The organism is Hydrogenimonas thermophila, assembly GCF_900115615.1.
GTDB classification, from domain to species: Bacteria; Campylobacterota; Campylobacteria; order Campylobacterales; family Hydrogenimonadaceae; genus Hydrogenimonas; species Hydrogenimonas thermophila.
In genome coordinates this window covers 1-20,018 of the sequence record NZ_FOXB01000002.1, presented here as the reverse complement: position 1 = coordinate 20,018, position 20,018 = coordinate 1, and the positions used below count along the sequence as shown (strand labels likewise).

Sequence of the window (20,018 nt, the reverse complement as noted above, 5' to 3'; positions counted from 1 at the left end):
ATATTTGATGTATAAGATTGATGATTTAGTATATCCAATAAGCAGATTTTGTCCTGGAAAATGCTTAAACTGTAACATCTATCAAGAAGATCCACATATAGAAAATGAAACAAGTATAGAGTTATTTGAAAAAATTTTACAAAGCAAAGTATTAAAAGATACATTTTATTTTTCATTAACAGGTGGAGAATCACAGCTTAGTAATAAATTTATTCCTGTATTAGAGTTAATTGCTAAATATAAACCAAAATCATATATACATTCAAATACAAGTGGTTGGCATACAAAAAGAACTATTGAAGTTGCACAAAAAGGACTAGAACTTTTTGATAAAGATAGATTTAGAATTGATATATCAGTAGATGGAATAAAAGAAGATTATGAAAGAGTAAGACTTACAAAAGATGGTTGGGAAAAAGCTATGAACACAACTAAAGAGCTTTTAAAACTGGGATTAAAACCAACATTTGTAATGATAGTATATAAACAAAACTATAAATCTATAAAAAAGTTTGTTGAAATGTGCCATGAAAAAGGGGTTGGATGGTATATTGGTTTTTTTGTAGAAAGTGATAATTTTAATAATAAAGGGAAAGTAAAATATTATACAAATCAAGAAATAGATGAGATAGAAACTAGTTTATATGAGATTGGATTTATGGACTCAAAACATTATGTAAACTGGTTATGGGCAAAATCAGTTTATCTAGGCAATATTCCAGAATTTAAATGTATGATGGGTAGTAGATCTTTATTAATTGATCCATATGGTAATGTTTATCCTTGTGGTGGAGGACAAGAAAAAAGACTTAACAAAATGCTTTATATGGGTAATATTAAAGATTATAATGGTAATTTAGATAGACTTTTAAATGACAAAAAAGCATTAAAAGTTCTTGATAATATCAAACAAAAAAAATGTCAACCGTGTGATCTTCTTTGTGCCCATAAAATAGAATTTCCTTGGGGTAAAGGGACAGGGTTATAAGTTAAAATGAAAATAGGTATTTTATTTCACTCTTTAGATAGATTTGCAGGAGGTGTAGATAACCGTTTAAGTGATTTAGAAATATCTTTTCCAGAAAATTTACAAAGAGAATTTTTACTATTTAAAAAAAGTGTTTCTCTACCTCATAAAGGTGATATTACATTTGTTCAATCTTTAAAAATTCCTTCTTGGATTTTAAAAAATAAGTTAACATTAAAACCATTTGCTATTTTTTTTGGTTTTTTAAACCTTTTTATAAGAATTTACTCAACAAGAAGATTAATAGAACAAAAGAAATTTGACAAAATTTTAGCAATAGATGATTATTTTGTATTAATTGCAATTTTGGCCACTTTTAGAAAAAATATTTGCATAATTGCATCTGTAAGGAATAATTGGGATGATATGTATAATGGTACTTTAATACATTTACTTCCTGACTTTATGTACAAAAGAGTTCTTCCTTTTTTAATGAGAAAATATGTAAAACATGTCCATACAGTATCTAAATGTTTATCCAATGAGTTAAAAAAAAACTATAACATTAAACAATGTATTTATATTTACAATCTTTTTGATATTAAAAAGATCCAACTGAAGGCAAAAGATCAAATAGAAATAAAAGAACCTTTTCTAATAAATATAGGACATTTTAATAGACAAAAAAATCAAAAAGATCTTTTAAAAACTTACTATATCTTAAAAAAAGAATTTGAAATTAAACATAAATTATTACTTATAGGAGATGGTAGTTTAAAAAAAGATATTATTAAAGAAGTTGAATTTTATAATTTAACCGATGAAGTAATTTTTTTAAATCAAAAAGATAATCCATATAAATATTTGAAAAGGGCCTCTCTTTATCTTTCTACATCATTATTTGAAGGGCTACCTGCTGTTTTTATTGAATCAATTATATTGGAAGTTCCAATAGTTACATATAATTTTAAATGTGGTGCAAATGAACTTGCTATTCATTTAACAGATAAAAATCCAAAATCGTTAGCAATAAAAGCAAATGAAGTTTTACAAGATATTTCTCTTCAAAAATCTTCAATTTTATTTGGGAAAAAGATTATAGAACAAGAGTTACAAAAAGAGAAGATTATAAATAAGTGGATGGAGTTATTTAAGTGCTAGAGTGTCCTTTATGCAAAGCTGTAAATCTTAAAAAGGTATATATTAATAAAAATATGCCTTTTGGGATATTTTTAAAAAATGAAGTTATTGATTTAGAGATTTCATTTTGTAATAATTGTGGATTTGTATTTCAAAATTCAGCTTATACAGATGAGTATGACAAAAAGGTAGAAAAGCTGTATAGCTCATATGATATAAATAGACAATACAATTTTCCAAAAAGAGACTTTTACTCACAAAAAGCTTTAGAGTTTATAGAAGAGTTTATTAAAGATGAAATTGATTACAATGTTTTGGAAATAGGATCTAATAGAGGAGATTTATTATATTTATTAAAAGAGAAGTTTCAAAAAATTAATGTTTTAGGTTGTGAGCCAACTAAATTTCAAGATTTAAAAGTTTTAACTATACAAAACTTCTTCTCTGCCGATCTTTTTTGTGTAAAGTTTGACTTAATTATTTTAAGACATACATTAGAACATATAAAATATCCAAAAAACTTTTTAGAAGATGTAAAAAAAGTATTAAAAGATGATGGAAAAATATATATAGAAGTTCCAAACCTTTTAAACTCTCTTAACAATAAAATAGAAGATTTTACACCTGATCATGTTAACTATTTTTATTTAAATACATTAACCTCTTCAGTTTCAAATTTAAGATTGGAAAAGTTTTGTGATAATCCATTTTTGTATACAATATTTTCTAAACAAGGAAATTTAAATTATAAAAAAAATAATAAAGAGGATATTATTAATCAGTTTAAAGAGTTTCAAAAAAGCATAGATAATATTACTATGGAATTAAATAAGTATAAAAGAGTAATCTTTTATGGTGTAGGTAACTACTATTTATGGATATACAATCGCTTTAAAAATTTACTAGAAAAAAAAGAACTATATTTTATGGATGATTTTGTTAAAAAAGATACTATTTTAAATCTTCCAAAAATTAAAGAGTATAATAGTAATGACTTAATCATACTTTGTAGTTCAAATAGAAAAATTCAAGAAAAAATGGCAAAAAATCTTTCTAATGTTAATATTTTAAAACCTTACAGTGGGATTTTTCATGTATAAAATAGAAGATATTAACTATATGGTAAGCTTATATTGTCCAGGAAAATGTGTAAACTGTAATATATGGCAATATGATAAAAAAGAGATCATAAAAGATGAACTAGATATAAATATTTTTGAAAAAATATTTTCTGCAAAAGCTATCCAACATACTAACTATTTTGATTTAACTGCAGGAGAGTCTCAACTCAGCCCAAAATATATTGATGTTGTTAAAATTATTGCAAAAAATAAACCAAATGCTTTTATTCATACAAATATTAGTGGATGGTATCCCCAAAAACATTATGAAGTTACTAAAGAATGTTTAAAATATATAAAAAAAGAGAATTTTAGAATTGATATTTCTCTTGATGGAAAAAAAGAGAATTATGAAAAAATCAGACTAGTTAAGAATGGATATGAAAAAGTTCTAGAAACAATTGAATTGCTAAAACCATTTGGAATAAATTTAAGAGTTACTATGATTGTTTATAAACAAAATTATAATGATATTCTTTGGTTTATAGATTTTGCTAAAAAAAATCAAATAGAATATTTTATAGGTTATGCAAGAAATGCAAACTTATTAAATAATTTAAATAAACAAATAACTTATTCTAAAGAAGAGTTACAATTTATTGAGGAACTTTTATATAAAGCTAATTGGCTAAATGATAGGAGAAAACCTAATTGGTTATGGGCAAAATCTATTTATGAAAATAGCGTTCCCTATTTTAATTGTTATATGGGGAAAAAAGCCATTGTAATTGATCCATATGGAAATGTATATCCTTGTAATGATTGTTTAGATTTTTTAAATATGGGAAATTTAAATGACTTTGATGGTAATTTAGATAATTTGTTGACATCAAAAAAAGCTTTAAATGTTATAAAAACAGTTGAAAATAAAAAGTGTCAACCTTGTGGAATGCTATGTGCCCATAAGATTGAATTTCCTTGGGGAAAACAAGCAGGACTACAGTAATGTGTGGTATAGTTGGGACAAATTTTTTTTTAAAATACTTTAATAAAGCTGTAAATAAATTATTTTCTAGAGGTCCAGATAATCAAGATATTTTAATCTATAAGAATAATTGTTTTGGACATACTAGACTTTCAATCATTGACCTAGATGCAGAAGCAAACCAACCTATGGAGTTTGATGAAATCATAATTGTATTCAATGGTGAAATCTATAACTACAAAGAGCTTATAAAAGAGCATAATTTAAAGGTAGTTACAAAAAGTGATACTGAAGTTTTAATTAGACTTTATCAGAAATATGATGTAGATTTTTTAAAACTTATTAATGGAATGTTTAGTTTTTGTATTTATGACAAGAAAAAACGAAGATTTTTTTGTGCCAGAGACAGATTTGGCAAAAAGCCATTCTATTACTACTACAAAAATGGCAAATTTATATTTGGTAGTGAGATAAAAGCTATTTTAAGTTGTTTAGACAAAACACCAAGTATGAATAATGAAGCATTTTATGAGTATCTCTCTTTTATGACACCAATACATCAAAATACATTTTATAAAGATATAAAAAAACTTCAAGCTGGACACTATCTTATTTTAGATAATAATTTAAAAATAAAAAAGTATTACGATATAGATAAAATAGAAACAAAATATTTTGATAAAAACAAAAGTTTATCTGATATTGAAGATCTTCTCATCTCATCTTTAAAATATAGGCTAGTCTCTGATGTAAAAGTGGCATCTCTTCTTTCTGGAGGGGTTGACTCTTCATTTATATCAGCACTTTATGCAAAAATAGTAGGTAAAATAGACACCTTCAGCATTGGGTATGATGAATACCTGCATTACAGTGAATTAGATTATGCAAAAATAGTAGCAAAACATATAAACTCAAATCATAATGAGATAGTTATATCTAAAAGAGACTTTTTAGAAACTATCGACAAGATCTTAGAAGCAACAGATGAACCATTTGGCGACAGTGCTACTATTCCAACATATATTTTAAGTCAAGCTATCCATAAAAATGGCATAAAAGTTGCACTTAGTGGGGAGGGAGCAGATGAGAACTTTTTAGGGTATGATAACTACTTTAAAATGTTCTCTTATTATGCCTCAACACCAAAAGAGTCTGAATTTAACCTAACAAAAGATTGGGAATATAACTACAGAAGATTAAATAACCTTCCGATATATCAAACTTCAGGTGAAACATTTACAGAAAAACAGAAAAAACTTCTATTAAAAAACTATAGTGAAAAATTTTTTATAAAAGAGTTTTTGACTAACTATACTCCTGTTAAATGGGTAAGTTACATTGACTTTAAAATATGGATAGCTGAAGTTTTAATGACAAAAATAGATAGAGCCAGCATGGCAAATTCACTTGAGATTCGAGCACCTTTTTTAGACTTTAGATTAGTTGAATATATGTTTCAAATTGATGATGAGTTAAAAAAAGGAGATACAAATAAAAGTTTATTAAAACAGATAGCAATTAAATATCTTCCACAAAAGATAGTTTATAGACAAAAAAAGGGATTTAGTTCACCTTTCATTGAATGGCTTTATGATGAGTATGATAAAGAAATTTTAGATACAATTTTGATAGTTAATAAAGAGATAAATATTTTTAATGAAGAATTTGTTAAATTTTTATTTAATGAGGCAAAAGAGAAAAGGTTTAAGCAGCATATATGGCAACTATTTTTATTTGCAAAATGGTTTAATAAGGTCTATTTATGAAGAAAAATACCATATGGTTTGACTTGGTAACCCCTAAATCTGTTCTATTCTTCTCTCCTATAATAAAAGAGATCCAAAAAAAATGTAATGTATTAATTACAACAAGAGGTGGAGAAGGTTACAAAGAAACTACTGAACTTCTTGACCTTTATAGATTTAAATATCATAGCATAGGTAGTTTTGGTGGAGGCGAGTTAAAAGATAAACTTCATGCCTCAATATCAAGACAATTTCAATTCTTAGATTATATTTCACATCAAAACATCTCAAAGCTTGTATGTCTATCTTCTGTTGATGCTGTAAGAGTTGCTTTTGGGCTTGGAATTCCAGTGTATAATTTTTATGATATTCCATTAAGTGACCATAAGACAAACTTTAAAAAAGCTCTTCCACAAGCAAGACTTACCATTCCACTTGCAACTAAAATGTTTAAGCCTTTTGTAGTTCCTGATGAGGTAATTTTAAGATTTGGACTAGATAAAGAGCAGATCGTTGAATATAGTTTTATAGATCCTCTTATTTGGCTTGATAATTTTGAGTTTAATAACGAGTATGTAAATAAATTATATAAAAAATATGGAATTGATAGAAATAAATTTACTATTTTAGTAAGAGAAGAGGAGTATAAAGCCTGTTATGTTAATAAAAAATACCCTTTTCTTTATGAAGCACTGCCTAAAATATATAAAAAATTTGATGCAAATATAATTCTAATTCCAAGATACGAAAGTGAATACTTAAAAAAAGAGTTCCCTTTTGCCTACGTAATAGAAGAAAAAATATTTTTACAACATCTTTTGAAAGATGTTGATCTCTTTATTGGTGGTGGTGGCACTATAAATACAGAGAGCTGTTTTCTTGGTACGCCTACCATCTCAACCAGGAGTTTCATAAGCCACTATGATAAATGGCAAATAGATAATAACCTTATGGTTTGGACAAATGATGAAAATGAATTAATGAATTATGTAGAATTAGCTTTTCATAAAAAGTTAATTCCTAATTGCAATATTTTAAAAGAAACAAGTGTTAATATAGACAATATCATAAAAAATATATTATAAAATTAAATGAGCTACTCCAAATCTTTAGCCAAGGTAAATAGGTCTGCATGATTTGTGCGGAAATCTTTACAACGTGCACACACTTTTTCTCCTCCATGATAAGGAAATGCTACCTTACACTCTTCACAAATCTCTAAATTATGTTTAACAAGCAGTTGCATTCTGTCAAATGAAAACTCTACTAGGTCAAATCTACTATCGCTTTTTATGGAGCCTGGTTGACATATATCATCACAAATAGAGCAAGATATGCATTTGCCCATCTGAAAAATTATTCCTGTATTGTCCTGAAGAAGTGAAAGAGCTTCTGTTGGGCAGAACATTGCACACTCTTGACAATTGGTACAAGTTTCAGCATCAATCTTCTTGGCTTTAACAAAAGAGAAGTTAACATCTAACTCTGAATTTTCAGGAAATTTCTCAGCCTGCAATTTAAGAGCATTCTTTAGAAGTATTCGTTTTAACGGCTGTTTCTCTTCACTGCTGTTCATTAATTCAGTCATAGAGACTTCTTCATTTACCTCTTTTGCTACACCAATTAACTTCTTAAAAAGCCCTCTTCTACCAACTTCCAGACTCTCTTCAAGCTCTTCTGTTTGTACCTTGATCTCTTTTTCACTTCCACAAATTTGTAAAAACTTCTGGGCTTCATCTATCATAGAGTTAATTATCTCTATAATTTTATTATCTTTATTCACACTGCATTCTAAACAGTGTGAAAGATCACAAACAACTTCACCTTCTTTACGCAAAGCTATAGATATAAGGTGTTCTACAGATAGTGATGCAATACAAGGTACATTCTCTTTACAAGATATAAGCGATTCAGACTGCTTTGAAAAGTTTAATGAAAAATGGTTAGGATCAAATGTTTCACTCATCAAAGCTTCAGTAGGACAACTGCCAATACAAGCAGAACATGCTGTACACGCATTTGCATCAAGAGTCAATTTACCACGATCAAATACCATAGCCCCTTCAGGACATAAATCTATACAAATACTACACTCATTTTTTGCAAACTCAGATCTCAAACATTTGAAATAGTCAAACTTAAACAGATCACCTTGTGTCAAACTTTCACTACGCATGAATCACTCCTACCTCATCAATAAGCGCAGAATAATCTGACATAAGAAATTCAATGATAAAGTCACATAAATCTCTATAAAAAGGTGTATCTGCCATTGGTTTTACAGCTACTAAAAAAGGTACAATCCAGTTCAATAGATGTTTTTGCAAAAACTCTGCTTGTGTAAACTTGTCATTTTGACTAATCATACTCTGCATAAAACCAAACTCTATTCCTGCATGATCAGGCACATAAAGCTTAGAATTTTCTAGATTAAGATCATACCCATGACTAAAATAAAACTGCATTACAGGATTTTGCAACCCTACTAAAATCTCATTTTTGCTATCCATAACAGCAGATTCAATAGGATGATTATTGATTCCAAATAGTGAGTTATAATCAATGTTAAGCTGCTCTTTTAAATATTCCAAATCATTGGTTTTAAACCATTTAAGCGTCTCTTCCCCAATTGTTTCAAGCAAAGCTTCATTTTCATACAAATCATTTAGTGCCTTGTCATCCAACTCTTCTGTAAAAACACGTGACAAAAAGGCATAAATATAGAGTCTTGTTTTATCATCCATTTAAAATTCCTCGAAATAATTAGTAGCAAATAATAGCAGAAAATGGACACTCAATAGTGAATTTAATCTAAAATCCATCATTCAACATCCATCATCGATTTTCGCCAAAAGGCGAAAATCTTATAGACAACCCTTAAAAAAAGATTTTTTCGGTGGAGGTGGGGCTTTAAACTCTTTTACGTGAATAACATTGTTTTTTGCATCATAAGATCCAATCAATGTTACTTCATTTCTATTCATAGCCTCATCAAGTTCACTTCGTTCTACATGTCCAAGATCAACTTTATAATATTTTCCGTCATCATGAACATAAAGAACCATCTCCTCTTTTATAGGATCACCAAATTCCCAGTTTTGATTACAACCTCCATAACCACAAACAACAGTTTCAAGACGGCAATCTTTAAACATATCATTTTCAACACACCATTTGGTTGTTAAAAATCCCTTCTTTTCAAACCCTTCACTACTAGCAGACGCAGCAACAGCCAACATCATACAAAGTGCTAATGCAGCAAACTTTTTCATTATTTCACCTCCGATTTGAGGGTTTTTAAATATGCAACCATATCATCAAGACTTTTATCATCAAGCGGATATGGAGGCATTGTAGATTGACGTTTACCATCTACTTCATTATACCAAGGTGTATTTGGATGTGCATTGCGATTGTACCCAGGTACTACTACAGCATTTGGATCAACTATAGATTCACGCAAATAAGCTGCTGTAGCATAACCACCTATATTTGCAAGTCCTGGAGCCATATATCCAGGAGCACTCATACCTGGAATGTAATGACATCCCATACATCCATTTTGCATAACAAGATTTTTACCATTTTGGGCATCACCTTTTACAGGTGCAGTTAATTCTGAAACAAGTTTGTCTCCACCGCTTTGTCCTACAAGCTTCACAGGAATCCAACTTGAAAGAAGTTTCAATCCGTCACGGTTAAGTTTTGAACCATCCCATGCTGCAAATGCAACAGGAAAGCTCCCTTTTAAATTAAGATATGAATCTTTTAAAGGGCGAATTACTGTACCTTTCCAGGTATTATTTCCATAACTCATATCAGCACTGAACTTTTCACTTCCATCTTTAATTTCTGTCATAGATCGGAAACCCTCTGAAATGAAAGAGCGCTGATAATCTTTCACAGCAAGTTTAGAAACTTTTTCGTTATAAGCTTCAATATCTTTACCAAACTTGTTTTTACTCAAAATATTTTGCTGATCGCCAACATTTCCATTGCCATTTGGCTCATAAATTGGCTGAACAGCTTTTTGAAGATGAATGACAACCGGTCTTCCTTCACTACCCATACCTATGTATGGCAATTTTTTTGGATCTTTGTAGTTAACAGGAAGCTGAACAGCAAACCCATCTCCATATACATCTGATCTATAACCCTGCTGAACACTTTTTGTTCCATCAGGCCACTCAAGTAAAAATGCAATATTTTTACCATCATAAATAGCTTTTACACGAGCCTCTTTAGCTTTTGCATTTTTATTGATCTCATTAGCTTTTTTATCATTCATCGTAACCGTTGTCTGAGGGTAAAGATGAATTGTAGTTCCTTTGACATACTCCCATGCACTTGATGTCGGTGTTAATTTTGTCACATCACCATCTGTTTTTTGAGCCAATACCGCACCTTCAGCAAGTGCCGCTGAAGCGACAAGCGAAGTAGCCAGTAGTGCTGTTGTAAGCTTATTCATATTCCACCACCTTAAACTTATATTTGTTCGAGGTCAATTTACCTTGCATATAGCGATTATCAATTGGTGCAAGAGAGAGACCTTGCTTCTTAGCAATACTTTGATAATAGTTTTGATCTAGTCTGAACATTTCTGAATGCTGATAAGCAATCAAAATATCCATCAACTCACTTTCACCTGTCTTTTTACGCTTCTCTTTCTCTTCTTTAATAGTTTTTATTGCTTGATGAACTTCTTTGCCAAAAAGCTTTTCAAGCTCTTCAATAGGAATACGGTTACTTCCCTCTATTACACGACCTTCAGCATCAAACTTCGGAGGTGCTTCTGTCGGTGGAACATAGTAGACATTTGGCTGAGTACCGTAATCACTGCGAAGTGGAAGAGCCACTTTATATTTGTGAACAAGTTTATGCACTTGTCCCTCTTCATCATCAAGGAATCCAACAAAACGTATACGTCCAACACACTGTTGTGCACATGCTGGTGGAAGTCCTTTCTCAATACGTGGGAAGCATAAAATACACTTCTCAGACTTACTGATTTTCGGGTTAAAGTAAATCTTTTTATATGGACACCCAGCAATACAGTATCGGTACCCCTGACATCGATCAAGGTCAACTAAAACAACACCATCTTGATCCCTTTTGAAAATCGCATCACGAGGACAAGCACTCAAACATCCAGGATTTGTACAGTGGTTACATATCCGTGGAATGTAGAAGAAATAGTTGTCACTTGGAAAGTTACCAGCACCTTCATCTTCATCCCAGTTTGGTCCCCAAGTCGGATCTACATTAGGCTTAAGCTGTTCACCAAATTGCAGTTCATCATGGTTATAATCCCAAGGCACACCATAATCTGCTTCAATATTTGGTACAACTCCAGCTTGAAGATCTCCGGCAGCGTCAAATCCACCGCCAAGCTCCATCCAATTTTTCGGATACCCAGTTCCAGGGTATGTTTCAACATTGTTCCAATACATGTACTCACGGCCATTTCGGTTGGTCCACTGAGTTTTACATGCAACAGTACAAGTTTGGCATCCGATACATTTGTTCAAATCCATTACCATTGCTAATTGTCTTTTAGACATACTACTCTCCTACCTTACACATTTGCTTTTTCAAAATCGATAGCACCATCATATGCATACTGGTTACCATCCCAAAGACCACCAAATTTCAAGTGACCCCAACCATCTGCCATTTCAAGTAGGTTCAATGCAGTTGGAACAACCTCATTGTGACCTTTTTTAAATTTATACATATAAGGTTCCCAACCATGCTCCATTACAAGACCATCTGGCGGACAAGAGCTTGAAACTTTTGCCATTGCATAAAACTCACCTAATGAGTTAAATATGCGAATCGTATCACCATCTTTAATACCCTTCTTCTCAGCAACCAGCCTGTTTACCTGTACATATGGCACACCGCGTTGCAAACGCTGAAGAATACGGCTTTGCTTGTAGTTACTATGAATTGACCATCTTGCGTGTGGTGTCATTAGAACGAATGGATATTTCTCACCTTGAGGACGGATTCCTTCCATTCCTGTGTTAGTTGCAGCACCAAGTTTAATGAACATTGGATGATCAACATAGAATGTCTGTCGTCCACTAACTGTTTCCATACGCTCAAACTTGTAAAGGTGGTTTTCAAACGTAAAGTAAGGTCTGTCAGCATAAAGTGGAGACATCTTACCTGCTTTTTCATTAAGCTGAAGGAATCCACCTGCTTTGTACATCTTCTCCATTGTCCACGGCTCATACTGTTCACACTTCTCAAGTGCTGCTTGAACAGCCAACTTGTCAGTACCAAGATATGGCTCTGCTGCTGCTTCAGACTCTTCATCTGTGTTAGTGTACTCTTTATAGAAGTTAGCAAGATCACGATACCCTTCACGAGCATACTTCTTGCTATCAGGCACTTTTGCTTTTGCCTTGTTTTCTGGTCTGTTTGCAACCTCTTCAAGCTTTTTAGCAATCAATGCAAACATACTCCACTCATCCATTGCTTCTCCAACCGGCTTCATATTTGCAATCGGTTGAGCAAGGTTTGTAAAGCGGTGGTACCCCGGACTTGTACGAAGGTCATAAACCTCATAATGCGATTTTGCAGGAAGCAGAATATCTGCATACACAGCCGCTTCAGACATACGGAAATCTACATAACAGAAGAATTTGGTCTTTTTCAAGAATGCTTCACGATACTGGCTACCTTTATTACGACGGAACTTAGAATCAGCCACAATAATAGCTGTATCAGGCTGCCACCAAGGCTTAACAACATTTCCGTGGTGTGACTCAAGATTTCCTTTATTGTTTTCACCCTCTTTAAGAAGCTTTTGGACAATCTCCATATAATCTTTTTTACTCATTCCATTTTGTGCACGGCGAACATCTTCATCACTGAAGTATTGATCAAATGTTTTCATTCCATCACCAAAGACAAATTCGCCGACAAACCCTGAACCAAATCTAGGTTTATATTTGCCGCTAAAGCCGCTTAGTGCGCCAAGACCGCTGAGACTAAACTCATTTTCTGTATTCAGACCACCGTATGGTCCCATACGTCCTGTTAAACCACAGATTGATGCGATATTCCAAATCGTCATCATTCCGTTGAAATATTTGTTAAGAGAGAATCCTGTCGTAATTGTTACAACTTTAGGTTTTGCAATATCATGAGCAAGTTCACGAACTATATCAGGATGAACACCGGTAATTTTTTGTGTCTTTTCAGGTGTAAACTCTGCTGAAGACTTTTTCAACATTTCAAAGACAGTTGTAACTTTTACATCACCATCTTTTGTTTTGACTGTCCAAACACCTTCAAGCTCTGGATCTATGCCAAACTCTTCAAGTCTAAGTGTTTTATGCTCGCTTCCTTCTGTACCAGGCATTAAAACTGGCTTTCCGGTTTTTGCATTCATTGCATAAAACTCTTCTTCAAACTTCTCCTCTTCTTCAGCATTCTTAGCATGCTCAACATCTGAACGTCTTAAAAGTTTTTGGTTATCAAGACGCACAAGGAATGGAAGGTCTGTAAAAATCTTCATAAAACCTGGTTTATAAAGCTTCTCATTTAAAATAACATTTATAACACTCATTGCTAAAATATTATCACTTCCTGGTTTAATAGGAATCCAAAGGTCAGCAGACTTTGCAGATGCATTAAACTCAGGTGTGATAATAATGACTTTAGCACCGTTATATTTACCTTCCCATACAAAGTGGGCATCAGGAATACGAGAAACTGATGGGTTACCGCCCCAGAAAATCGATGTATCAACATTGTACATAAAGTCATATGTTCCACCGACGTTACCCTCACCATAAGCAATCGCCGCACCAGAGAACATATCGCCAAGATAAGATGCAGGATAGATACGAACTGCACCAAGCTGTGTTGAAAATCTCAAAGGTGCACCACGTCTACCTTCAGTTAAAAGCCCTGTACCAGCGTGTACCATCAACTTATCAGGTCCACGATTAGGATCAGTCATTACATCAAAGATTTTTTCTGCAACTTCAGTAGCAGCTTCATCCCAGCTTATTCGTTTCCATTTACCCTCACCACGTTCACCAACACGCTTCATAGGGTAAAGAATGCGATCTTTTTCATACATTATTTGAGAGTGTTGAACACCTTTGTTACATCCGCGTGGGTTAAAGTCTGGAATCTTTGCATTTATTGAAGGGTATCGTGCTGATTGATTTTCACGAGTAACAATACCATTATGCGACCATACCTCCCAAGCACAGTTACCCTGACAGTTGACACAGTGGTAAGCAAATCCTGTATCTTCCTTTTTACCACGTGTAAAATCAAACTCATTACGATACATCTCTTCAGTGTAAGTCGTATTTGGATAATCCTCTTTGCCGTTTTCAACCTTAATAACACCGGTTTTTGCAAACAGACTACCCTGTGACGCTACAAGTGCTGCCGTCACACCTGAAAATTTAAGAAAATCTCGTCTTTTAATATTTTGTGCTTCTTGCATCATAGTTCACTCTCCCTTAGCGTCGAATCGGTAGATTCATGTTATTGCCCCAGGTATCCCACGCACCTGAATAGACTTTTACATTTTTATAACCAAGTAACTCGAGCGCCGTAATAATTTCAGAGCCACGCCCAGCACCTACTTGACAATAGGCATAAATTGTCTTGTCTGGAGTTACTCCATATTTTTCAAACATCTTTTTTAACTCCTCTTTTTTGCGGAAGCTCTTTTTGCGATCAAAGTCAGTAACCTTTTTCCACTCAATAAACTTTGAACCTGGAATATGCCCGCCACGTGCAACATTATCCATCTTACGCTCACCAATTATCTCTGTCATACCTCTTGTATCGATAATGACATATTTACTCTTATCACCATTTTTCAAAATATCCTGCATAGCTTTGTACACCTCTTCGGTAGTAGCAAGCATTTCAGGTTTCATTTTGTTACGATCAATTTTATAATGAGTATGCTTAAAGTGTTTCTCCTTACCTCTTTGAACAAGAAGTTTTTTCTCAACTTGTTTCATCTGAGCTTTTATCTCTTTCTGTTTTGCTTTTAGCTCAGCCATTTTAGCTTTGTCACCTGCTTTTTTAGCTTTCTTGTAAGCTTTTTTCAATTTTCTTTTTTCAGCTTTTAATTTATTGTAGATTTGCTGATTTGGATCAAGAGCTTTTATACCGTCTTGTCCTCCATCAAGTACATAAACTTTTTCATGCCCAAAAGATTTAAAGAAACTGTAAACACCAGTTGCGTTTGGTCCCCTCCAGTTATCATACGCAATAATTGTGTCGCTATTTTTGATTCCTTTACTACTTATGTAGTGCTCCGCATGTTCAGGACATTGATACAAAGGTTCGCAATGTAGATTTCCCATAATATCCGCATGATGCAGATGGTGGGCATACATGTTGCGTGAACCTTTAATGTGTCCACCTTCAAACGCCGTTTCACTGTCACCGCTTACAAAAACGTAACCGGGTTTGCCAATTAGCTTTATAGCTTCTTCGGGTTGAATAGTAATCTTATCTGCTGCCATTAATGCGGTAGCAGAAAAGAGACCCGCAAAGCAAAGTGTCTTAAGCCACTGCTTCATTACCACTCCTTATATTTAAGTTTTTAGTGCTTAATGCACCATTTTTTCGGGATTTCCGATACATCTACATTGTATGAGTGTCTTTCTTAGTCAAGCCTGAAATGAAGAATAATTTTCCTTTAATTACATTTCATTAACAAAAAATTTATCTATTTCTACACATTGTGCAGTTTTTATGATGAGTCTGAGAATTTTTTTTGAAGAGATAAAAAAATATTATTATTAATACCTTGAATCTATTCTATTAACTACCTAAAATATGCATATAATTGACTAGTACAGACCTTTTTGATACCATAAATTGAAATCAAATAAAGAAAAGAGTGTAGAGAGATGAATAAAGAACAGGCAATAGAAAAACTAGAAGACAAAACACTTCCTCTTGAAGAGGTCAAAACAATATTTGAAACATTTTGTAATGATATGCAAGTTGTAGGTCAGGTTGCTATGAACCTGAGTCTTAGAACATCAGTTTATGAAAGAGAGAAAGAGAAAAGTCCCATAATGGAAGAGCTTCTGATAAAACTATCAGAAGTTGAAGATATGGGTAGTCGCTGGGCAGTTGCAAAAAATCCGCATACACCTATACATATATTGGAAAAACTTGCAAAAGATGAAGTTAATCTTGTACGTGCTCTTGTAGCAACCAATCCAAATACACCATCACACATACTTCAAACACTTTTTAGTGATGAAAAAATTGTACGTGATGGTCTCTCAGGAAATCCAAACACACCGGCAAAAATTTTAAAAACTCTTGCTGATGATTCAGATAAAATGGTTCGTATGCGTGTTGCTGAAAATCCATCTGCACCATTAGATCTTCTAGAACGTCTAAAAAAAGATGTAGATGAAAATGTTGCTAAAGCAGCTGAAGCAAATTTAAATAAAAGGAGAGAAGCATGAGTCGTAAACATAATGAAAATGTTTTGCCACCGGCTTATGAAGGTGTAGAGCGACATTTGATGGCTCTCTTCTATTCGGGTGTATATGTTACCAATGCAGATATTGTAAAAGTTGGAAAATTACTTGGTCTTGAACTACCTTTAAAAGATAGAATGGCTCTTTTAAAACAGATTATGCACCATGCACATGAGAATAATATGAAATCTCAAATGATGCAAGGATTTATGCAGCTGTTACAAGAGAGAACAAAAATATATAATGATTTAGCACAAAACTTTCCAACTGCTGCTCCGCTTATTCAACAATGGATACAAAAAGCACGTTCGACAATTATGCTTTTACAAAGAGAGATGAGGAGTAATCCGTATGAGTAGAGAAGATATTTTAAATGAACTTCAAAAAGTTCAATACCCAGGACTTGATAAATCTATTATTGATCTAAAAATAGTTGAAGATGTAAAAGTTGAAGATGAAAAACCTGTTATTACGCTATCAATGCAAAATGATGAAGCCTATAACATACTGGAATCGCGCCTAAACGATCTGTTTAATGGAGAAGTAGAGGTTAAAAGAAAAGCATTAACACAAAAAAAATCTATGAACTATGGAAATACTGCCAATCCAAATAACCGTGCACCATATGCAAAACGTGTTATTGCCGTAACAAGCGGAAAAGGTGGAGTAGGTAAAAGTACAGTTTCAGTTAACCTGTCTGTTGCTTTAGCTCAAAAAGGATTTAAAGTTGGTCTTTTAGATGCAGATGTCTATGGTCCAAATGTACCAAGAATGACACAAGTTGCAGATGAAAAACTAAAATGGAACGATAACAATAAAATTGTTCCAAGTGAAAACTTTGGTATCAAAATAATGAGTGTAGGTTTAACAACTCCATCTTCAGATACACCGCTTGTATGGAGAAGTTCAGTAGCTGTAAGTGCATTGATCCAATTCCTTGAAGATGTTGACTGGGGAGAACTGGACTTTTTAGTTATAGATATGCCTCCAGGAACAGGTGACATTCAACTTACTATGGCTCAAGAACTGCCAATAACTGCCGGAGTTATAGTTACAACACCACAACCTGTAGCACTAGATGATGTAAGCCGGGCTATTATGATGTTTAAAGATATAAATGTACCAATCGGAGGGTTGGTAGAAAATATGAGCTTCTTCATAGCCCCAGATACTAAAAAACGATATGACATTTTTGGAAAAGGCGGTGGCGAAGAGACAGCAAAAAGATATGACATACCATTCCTTGGAAAAATCCCTTTAGATATGCAGATTAGAGAATTTTCAGATAACGGTACTCCACCTGTAGCAATGGGAGACAAACTACAAAAAGGTTACTACAAAAATATAGTAGACAATCTTCTAAAACAGATTTTATAGTAGAAAGTTGCGCCCCAAAAGGGCGCAGAAAGGGAGATCGAGAATATTTTTAATTAGTAGCGATAGCGCAGATAGAATCGAATATCTTGGGCTTTATCAACAGTTGTCATACCCATAGCTTCTGCTTGATCAATTGTAAGTGGTGTTCCACCATCAGCAAAAAATCCATTGCTACCCGTATATTTATAGTCAATATATGTATAACGAACTTGCGCTGTTAAAATTTTACCAATCAACTCTTTATTGAACCAAATCTCATATGCATCACCACGTGCAGCAAGCTTGCTTCCTGCTAATGTATCTTCAGCATATGTAAAACTTCTCCAGTATTGACTACCGTGATTGTACTCTACACCAACACGTGCATCATCTATTAGTTGACAAGGCCAATTTATACCTGTATACCAAGAAGTACCTGTTTTAGATTCTCCTGGAGCTGCACCAAGTACCATAGGGCCAGTAGGTGTCATCATAGTCATACCAAGCATTTGATTATTTCCATCTGGATCTGTTTTACTTGCAGCCAAACTGACAAAGAAGTTTGTATCATCAAGCATATCACTTATTCCATCACCTATTCCTTGTGCAAGAAAACTTATAGCTGCTCCATATAAATCACCTACTTGTTTAAAATCAGCTAAATATGCATCTGGAATACCATCTCCATTTGTATCAGCCATATCATTAATCTTCATACCAGGAAGATTGAGTGCTTTAAATGCTGTTGTATGAACAGAATATTGACCATCATCATAAGGAACAAAAATAAATCCAAATAAATCAGTAGATTCATATCCATCAACTTTAGTATATTCTGAACCTGTCATATTAGTAATCAAGAATTGTCCACTTCCACCAAATAATCCTGTAGACTGAGTAATATTAGGCTGAATACCAGCATAACGAATATTTGCATTTGTCATACCACGACCAAGACAAATTTTAAAATACATACCTGAAACATTTGTAACATTACTCAAGTCAAACTTAAAACTTGCACCATCAAATTCTGTATTTATGATATGTCCAATTGGAGATTTAGCATTTTGATCATCTCTAAAGTTAACAAGAAGACCATCTGTTGCTGGACGACGACCTATACTTGCTGTCCAAGGAATATCTACACCAAAGAAATCATCTCCAAAATATAACCAATAAGCCTCTTTTACTCTAAGTTCTCCACTTGGATTAGGTGTTTCATTTACAACCCAGTCAAAATAGTTAAAAGCATTCATAGCCTGTGAAGTAGATTGACCGTACTGCTTATAGTAACTCAATAAGCCCTTGAAGGTAATATTGCTTGTAGGTGCATAACCCATACCTAACCAAAGTCTATTTGTCATTATTTGATTCCAATCAGATGAACCATCAGAATATTTATATCCAATTACATCATATGCAGTTCTAAAATCAACATTCCACTTAATATTATCATTAAGTGCAGCAGACTTAAGTTCACTGATCTGCTTTTTAAGTTTTTTAGCTTTTAAGCCTTTTGTTTGCTTTTTAAGTGCGGCAACCTCTTTTTTAAGAGCCTCAAGCTCTGCTCTTAGATCATCTGTAGATGATGCAAAACTAACTGATGCAGCAACTGCTGCAGCTACAGATACTGAGATCAACTTTTTCATATTTACTCCTTGATATGTAATGGTTTTTACCATCCTACAGTCCTGACAGTCCTGCATTAGCACTAATTATAGATGGATTACGTTTAAAGGAGTCTTATTTTGCTGAAAGATAGTTCAATAGTTTTAACTTATATCTATATATTATAGATTATATTATATATTTATAAGAATACTATTTTTTATCAAAGTTATTTATTATATTGATAAATTTTATTATATTTAAGTATCAAACCAATAGAAACACCACTTAATTTTTGGAACTGAAGTCCCATCCCCGAATAAGGGGTCGAGACTTTCTCACAGAGAGTGCAAGCACAAGAGTCTCGCTATTAATTGGGATTACTTTTAAACAGGTACTTAGAAGTAAAATAAAATTCACGAAACTAAAGAATAGAACGGTATAAAATAATCAGGAAGAATAAAATTAATTAAAGAATCAAAAAGATTTATTAGGAGATAAAAACGTAAGAAGAAAGAAACCTCCAGCCCGGCACCGACCTACCTTCCCACTCCCGAAGGGAGCAGTATTATCAGCGCAGAGGGGCTTGACTTCCGGGTTCGGGATGGGACCGGGTATGACCCCCTCGCTATAGGCACCGAGACAAAGAGGGGTAAGACAACC

Annotated in this window: 17 protein-coding genes and 1 rRNA gene; 9 read left to right on the top strand and 9 right to left on the bottom strand. The window is 33.0% G+C overall.

Features of this window, described 5'->3' with window-relative positions; all coding sequences use genetic code 11:
* Window positions 1-7 precede the first annotated feature (7 nt).
* From BM227_RS00755 to BM227_RS00730, 6 genes are read left to right on the top strand one after another with little or no spacing between them, the layout of a single operon-like run.
* Complete coding sequence (locus BM227_RS00755; protein ID WP_092910005.1) at window positions 8-988, top strand: radical SAM protein; 981 nt, start codon at window positions 8-10, stop codon at window positions 986-988.
* Between the two features lie 6 nt (window positions 989-994).
* Complete coding sequence (locus BM227_RS00750) at window positions 995-2,128, top strand: glycosyltransferase (RefSeq protein WP_092910002.1); 1,134 nt, start codon at window positions 995-997, stop codon at window positions 2,126-2,128.
* On the top strand, window positions 2,122-3,207 hold the full coding sequence (locus BM227_RS00745; protein WP_092909999.1) for a methyltransferase domain-containing protein: 1,086 nt from the start codon (window positions 2,122-2,124) through the stop codon (window positions 3,205-3,207). Before BM227_RS00750 ends, BM227_RS00745 begins: the two co-directional genes overlap by 7 nt.
* Window positions 3,200-4,174, top strand: a complete 975-nt coding sequence (locus BM227_RS00740; RefSeq protein ID WP_092909997.1) for a radical SAM/SPASM domain-containing protein — start codon at window positions 3,200-3,202, stop codon at window positions 4,172-4,174. Before BM227_RS00745 ends, BM227_RS00740 begins: the two co-directional genes overlap by 8 nt.
* Window positions 4,174-5,919: an asparagine synthase (glutamine-hydrolyzing) gene (gene asnB, locus BM227_RS00735; protein ID WP_092909995.1), complete on the top strand. Its 1,746-nt coding sequence runs from the start codon at window positions 4,174-4,176 to the stop codon at window positions 5,917-5,919. The genes BM227_RS00740 and asnB overlap by 1 nt, the downstream gene beginning before the upstream one ends.
* Window positions 5,916-6,983 (top strand): DUF354 domain-containing protein, encoded by a 1,068-nt coding sequence (locus BM227_RS00730; RefSeq protein ID WP_092909992.1) that lies wholly within the window; start codon window positions 5,916-5,918, stop codon window positions 6,981-6,983. The genes asnB and BM227_RS00730 overlap by 4 nt, the downstream gene beginning before the upstream one ends.
* 11 nt (window positions 6,984-6,994) lie before the next feature.
* Here BM227_RS00730 and BM227_RS00725 read toward each other — a convergent pair whose 3' ends face one another.
* The 7 genes from BM227_RS00725 to BM227_RS00695 all read right to left on the bottom strand — a co-directional run bounded on the left by BM227_RS00725 (window position 6,995) and on the right by BM227_RS00695 (window position 15,470).
* Complete coding sequence (locus BM227_RS00725) at window positions 6,995-8,074, bottom strand: 4Fe-4S binding protein (protein WP_092909990.1); 1,080 nt, start codon at window positions 8,072-8,074, stop codon at window positions 6,995-6,997.
* Window positions 8,067-8,642, bottom strand: coding sequence for a TorD/DmsD family molecular chaperone (locus tag BM227_RS00720; RefSeq protein WP_092909985.1), 576 nt, complete (start codon window positions 8,640-8,642; stop codon window positions 8,067-8,069). Before BM227_RS00720 ends, BM227_RS00725 begins: the two co-directional genes overlap by 8 nt.
* 120 nt (window positions 8,643-8,762) lie before the next feature.
* Window positions 8,763-9,170, bottom strand: a complete 408-nt coding sequence (locus BM227_RS00715) for a hypothetical protein (RefSeq protein WP_092909983.1) — start codon at window positions 9,168-9,170, stop codon at window positions 8,763-8,765.
* Window positions 9,170-10,366, bottom strand: a complete 1,197-nt coding sequence (locus tag BM227_RS00710; RefSeq protein ID WP_092909980.1) for an ethylbenzene dehydrogenase-related protein — start codon at window positions 10,364-10,366, stop codon at window positions 9,170-9,172. Before BM227_RS00710 ends, BM227_RS00715 begins: the two co-directional genes overlap by 1 nt.
* Window positions 10,359-11,459: a 4Fe-4S dicluster domain-containing protein gene (locus BM227_RS00705; RefSeq protein WP_092909978.1), complete on the bottom strand. Its 1,101-nt coding sequence runs from the start codon at window positions 11,457-11,459 to the stop codon at window positions 10,359-10,361. Before BM227_RS00705 ends, BM227_RS00710 begins: the two co-directional genes overlap by 8 nt.
* 14 nt (window positions 11,460-11,473) lie before the next feature.
* On the bottom strand, window positions 11,474-14,377 hold the full coding sequence (locus tag BM227_RS00700; protein ID WP_245756989.1) for a molybdopterin-dependent oxidoreductase: 2,904 nt from the start codon (window positions 14,375-14,377) through the stop codon (window positions 11,474-11,476).
* A 13-nt stretch (window positions 14,378-14,390) separates the two neighbouring features.
* A complete protein-coding gene (locus BM227_RS00695; RefSeq protein ID WP_092909976.1) occupies window positions 14,391-15,470 on the bottom strand; it encodes a sulfurtransferase in 1,080 nt (359 codons plus the stop codon).
* A 333-nt stretch (window positions 15,471-15,803) separates the two neighbouring features.
* Here BM227_RS00695 and BM227_RS00690 point away from each other — a divergent pair, with 333 nt between their 5' ends.
* The 3 genes from BM227_RS00690 to BM227_RS00680 are packed head-to-tail and all read left to right on the top strand — an operon-like array spanning window position 15,804 to window position 17,768.
* Window positions 15,804-16,376, top strand: a complete 573-nt coding sequence (locus BM227_RS00690) for a hypothetical protein (protein WP_092909973.1) — start codon at window positions 15,804-15,806, stop codon at window positions 16,374-16,376.
* Complete coding sequence (locus BM227_RS00685; RefSeq protein ID WP_092909970.1) at window positions 16,373-16,750, top strand: hypothetical protein; 378 nt, start codon at window positions 16,373-16,375, stop codon at window positions 16,748-16,750. Before BM227_RS00690 ends, BM227_RS00685 begins: the two co-directional genes overlap by 4 nt.
* A complete protein-coding gene (locus tag BM227_RS00680) occupies window positions 16,743-17,768 on the top strand; it encodes an Mrp/NBP35 family ATP-binding protein (RefSeq protein ID WP_092909967.1) in 1,026 nt (341 codons plus the stop codon). Before BM227_RS00685 ends, BM227_RS00680 begins: the two co-directional genes overlap by 8 nt.
* 53 nt (window positions 17,769-17,821) lie before the next feature.
* Here BM227_RS00680 and BM227_RS00675 read toward each other — a convergent pair whose 3' ends face one another.
* Together BM227_RS00675 and rrf are read right to left on the bottom strand one after the other, a co-directional pair.
* The gene (locus BM227_RS00675) at window positions 17,822-19,396 is read right to left on the bottom strand and encodes a DUF3373 family protein (RefSeq protein ID WP_092909965.1); all 1,575 of its coding nucleotides are present in this window, start codon (window positions 19,394-19,396) and stop codon (window positions 17,822-17,824) included.
* Between the two features lie 485 nt (window positions 19,397-19,881).
* Window positions 19,882-19,997: ribosomal RNA gene (gene rrf / locus BM227_RS00670) — 5S ribosomal RNA — on the bottom strand.
* Window positions 19,998-20,018: the final 21 nt, after the last annotated feature.

Bases quoted from the DNA above. Each gene is read 5' to 3' on its own strand.
- BM227_RS00725 (WP_092909990.1), bottom strand. From the start codon at position 8,074: ATGCGTAGTGAAAGTTTGACACAAGGTGATCTGTTTAAGTTTGACTAT.
- BM227_RS00730 (WP_092909992.1), top strand. From the start codon at position 5,916: ATGAAGAAAAATACCATATGGTTTGACTTGGTAACCCCTAAATCTGTT.
- BM227_RS00720 (WP_092909985.1), bottom strand. From the start codon at position 8,642: ATGGATGATAAAACAAGACTCTATATTTATGCCTTTTTGTCACGTGTT.
- asnB (WP_092909995.1), top strand. From the start codon at position 4,174: ATGTGTGGTATAGTTGGGACAAATTTTTTTTTAAAATACTTTAATAAA.
- BM227_RS00755 (WP_092910005.1), top strand. From the start codon at position 8: ATGTATAAGATTGATGATTTAGTATATCCAATAAGCAGATTTTGTCCT.
- BM227_RS00710 (WP_092909980.1), bottom strand. From the start codon at position 10,366: ATGAATAAGCTTACAACAGCACTACTGGCTACTTCGCTTGTCGCTTCA.
- BM227_RS00680 (WP_092909967.1), top strand. From the start codon at position 16,743: ATGAGTAGAGAAGATATTTTAAATGAACTTCAAAAAGTTCAATACCCA.
- BM227_RS00700 (WP_245756989.1), bottom strand. From the start codon at position 14,377: ATGATGCAAGAAGCACAAAATATTAAAAGACGAGATTTTCTTAAATTT.
- BM227_RS00740 (WP_092909997.1), top strand. From the start codon at position 3,200: ATGTATAAAATAGAAGATATTAACTATATGGTAAGCTTATATTGTCCA.
- BM227_RS00695 (WP_092909976.1), bottom strand. From the start codon at position 15,470: ATGAAGCAGTGGCTTAAGACACTTTGCTTTGCGGGTCTCTTTTCTGCT.
- BM227_RS00675 (WP_092909965.1), bottom strand. From the start codon at position 19,396: ATGAAAAAGTTGATCTCAGTATCTGTAGCTGCAGCAGTTGCTGCATCA.
- BM227_RS00715 (WP_092909983.1), bottom strand. From the start codon at position 9,170: ATGAAAAAGTTTGCTGCATTAGCACTTTGTATGATGTTGGCTGTTGCT.
- BM227_RS00705 (WP_092909978.1), bottom strand. From the start codon at position 11,459: ATGTCTAAAAGACAATTAGCAATGGTAATGGATTTGAACAAATGTATC.
- BM227_RS00690 (WP_092909973.1), top strand. From the start codon at position 15,804: ATGAATAAAGAACAGGCAATAGAAAAACTAGAAGACAAAACACTTCCT.
- BM227_RS00685 (WP_092909970.1), top strand. From the start codon at position 16,373: ATGAGTCGTAAACATAATGAAAATGTTTTGCCACCGGCTTATGAAGGT.
- BM227_RS00750 (WP_092910002.1), top strand. From the start codon at position 995: ATGAAAATAGGTATTTTATTTCACTCTTTAGATAGATTTGCAGGAGGT.